Here is a 3,240-nt window from a genome sequence, read left to right as displayed (position 1 = left end):
CTTCGCCGGCACCGGCGCCCGCCGTATCGAGCTGCCCACCTACGCATTCCAGCGCGAGCGCTTCTGGCCCGAGGGCGGGGCGCCCCTCATGGGTGGCAAGGGAGCCCCGGATGCCTCCTCCCTCGACGCGAAGTTCTGGGACGCCGTGGAGCAGGAAGACGCTGTGGCGCTCGGGGCGGCCCTGGGATCAGCCGAGTTGGAGCCGCTCGAGGCGATGCTGCCCGCGCTCTCGTCGTGGCGTCGGCAGAGCCGCAACCTGTCCACGGTCGACGCCTGGCGTTACCGGGCCACCTGGCAGTCCGTCTCCGCCGTTCCGCGTACGGAGCTGCCGGGCACCTGGCTGGTGGTCACGCCCGAGGAGAGCCACGCGGCGCGTCCCGTCGTTGACGGGATCAGCGCACACGGCGCCGACGTCATCCACCTTCCGCTCGCCGACACAGTCGGCCGGGATGAGCTTTCCGCAATACTCGCCGGCTACCCCGAACTCGCCGGAGTGGCAGCACTGCCGGCAGCGGCCGGGGATCCGGCCTCCGGAACGGTGGGTGCAGGGGTCCTGAGGACCCTGACCCTCCTCCAGGCCCTGGGCGACGCGGGCAGGACGGTACCGCTGTGGTGCCTCACCCGCGGTGCGGTGTCGGTGGGCAGGTCGGACGGGATCGTCAGCCCCGCTCAGGCGCAGGTCTGGGGGCTGGGACGGGTGGCCGCACTCGAACACCCCCAGCACTGGGGCGGGTTGCTCGACCTGCCCGAGGTGCTGGACGAGCGTGCTGTGGGACGTGTCTGCGCGGCGCTTGCGGGCATCGACGACGAGGACCAGATCGCGGTCCGGGCGTCGGGTGTGTACGTACGACGTCTCGTTCGTGCACCCGGTACCGGGCAGGGATCCGCATGGTCACCGAGCGGGACGGTACTGATCACCGGTGGTACGGGAGTCCTGGGGGCTCACGTGGCCCGCTGGGCCGCCCGCAACGGCGCCGAGCGGCTGGTGCTCACCAGCCGACGGGGCATGGACGCCCCGGGTGCGGCACAACTGCGGGATGAACTCGTCTCGCTCGGAGCGGCTGTCACCGTCGCATCGTGTGACGTCACCGACCGCGCCGCACTCACCGAACTGGCGGACGGCCTCCGGGCCGCCGGCGCACCGGTAGGGGCAGTGCTGCACACGGCCGGAGAGGCCACGTCGCATCCGCTGGCCGATCTGGACGCCGCCGGCCTCGAAGCCGTTCTGCACGCCAAGGTCACCGGGGCGATGAACCTGGACGAGGTGTTCACGGACGAAGGCGAGGAGGGGCCGCTTGACGCGTTCGTCCTCTTCTCCTCGATCGCGGGAGTCTGGGGCAGCGGAGGCCAGGCCGCCTATGCGGCAGCCAACGCCCATCTCGACGCCCTGGCGCTCAGCCGTCGTGCGCGAGGTCGGGCAGCCACTTCGGTGGCCTGGGGGCCGTGGGCCGAGGGCGGCATGGCGCAGGGCGAGGCCGAGGCCCACCTGCTCCGACGTGGACTGCCGGCCATGGCGCCGGAACGAGCCGTCGCGGCTCTGCAGCAGGCGCTGTCCGAGGACGACTCCCTCATCGTGGTGGCCGACGTCGACTGGACGCGCTTCGCCCCGGCGTACACCGCGCTCCGCCCGAGCAGACTGTTGGCAGGAGTCGCCGAAGCACGCACGCTGCAGGAGCCGATCCCGACGGCCGGTGCCGGAACCTCAGTCCTGCGGGACCGGCTGGCGACGGCCACGGGAGGGGAGAGGGCAAGGGCCCTGCTGGAGCTCGTACGCAAGCAGGCTGCGGTCGTGCTGGCGCACCCGAGTGCCGAGTCGGTCACGGCGGCCAGTACGTTCCGTGAGTTGGGCTTCGACTCGCTGACCGCTGTCGAACTCCGTAACGCTCTTGCCCGGGAGACCGGGCTGACGCTCCCCGCCACCATGGTGTTCGACCACCCGACGCCGACGGTCCTCGCCGACCATCTGCGTACTGAGCTGTTCGGCGGCGAACTCCAGCAGTCCGACGCCTTCACGGCCGTGGCAGTGGCGGACCACGACGACCCCATCGTGATCGTCGGCATGAGCTGCCGGTTCCCCGGGGGCGTCCGCTCACCGGAAGAACTGTGGGAGCTGCTTGCCGCAGGCGCCGACGGGGTGTCCGGGTTCCCGGTCAACCGCGGCTGGGACCTGGACTCGCTGTACGACCCGGACCCGGACCACCCTGGTACCTCGTACGTGTCGGAGGGCGGATTCCTCCATGACGTCGGGGACTTCGACCCCGGCTTCTTCGGGATCTCCCCCCGCGAGGCCACCGCGATGGACCCGCAGCAGCGACTGCTGCTCGAGACGTCGTGGGAGGCGTTCGAGCGGGCAGGAATCGACCCGGCCTCCTTGCGTGGAAGCCGTACCGGAGTGTTCACCGGTACGAACGGCCAGGACTACTCGGCGCTGCTGTTCATGTCGGCTCAGAACGCCGAGGGCCACATGGGGACCGGCAACGGTGCCAGTGCCGTGTCGGGCCGGCTCTCGTACACCTTCGGACTCGAAGGCCCGGCGGTGACGGTGGACACGGCGTGCTCGTCGTCGCTCGTCGCGCTGCACCTGGCGATTCAGGCGCTGCGGGCGGGGGAGTGCTCACTGGCCCTGGCCGGTGGCGTCACGGTGATGTCGACGCCCGGGGCGTTCATCGAGTTCTCCCGTCAGCGTGGTCTGGCCGAGGACGGCCGGTGCAAGGCGTTCGCCGATGCGGCGGACGGCACGGGCTGGGGCGAAGGCGTCGGGATGCTGCTGGTGGAGCGGCTGTCGGACGCGCGGCGAAACGGTCACGAGGTCCTGGCGGTCGTGCGAGGTTCGGCGGTCAACCAGGACGGCGCGTCGAACGGCATGACGGCCCCGAACGGTCCGGCCCAGCAGCGTGTCATCCGGCAGGCACTCGCCTCGGCGGGGCTTTCCGCGTCCCAGGTCGACGTGGTCGAGGCGCACGGTACGGGGACGCGGCTGGGTGACCCGATCGAGGCGCAGGCGCTCATGGCGACCTACGGACAGGAGCGCGTGGACGGCAGGCCGCTGCTGCTCGGGTCGATCAAGTCGAACATCGGTCACACCCAGGCTGCGGCCGGCGTGGCCGGGATCATCAAGGTGGTGATGGCGATGCGACACGGGACGCTGCCGCGCACCCTGCACGTCGACACCCCGTCCTCACAGGTGGACTGGTCGGCGGGAGCCGTCGAGCTGCTGACCGAGTCGGTCGGCTGGCCGGA

General features: G+C 71.3%; 1 protein-coding gene. It reads left to right on the top strand.

Annotation, left to right across the window (positions count from 1 at the left end; genetic code table 11):
- The coding region (locus IH13_RS40040; RefSeq protein ID WP_158791535.1) for an SDR family NAD(P)-dependent oxidoreductase at window positions 1-3,240 on the top strand (3,240 nt) is incomplete at both ends.

The sequence above is a fragment of the Streptomyces sp. NRRL WC-3549 genome (assembly GCF_000721935.1).
In the GTDB taxonomy this organism is placed as follows: Bacteria; Actinomycetota; Actinomycetes; order Streptomycetales; family Streptomycetaceae; genus Streptomyces.
Note: the sequence above shows the minus strand (reverse complement) of the source record. Positions and strands in the feature narration are given on the sequence as shown.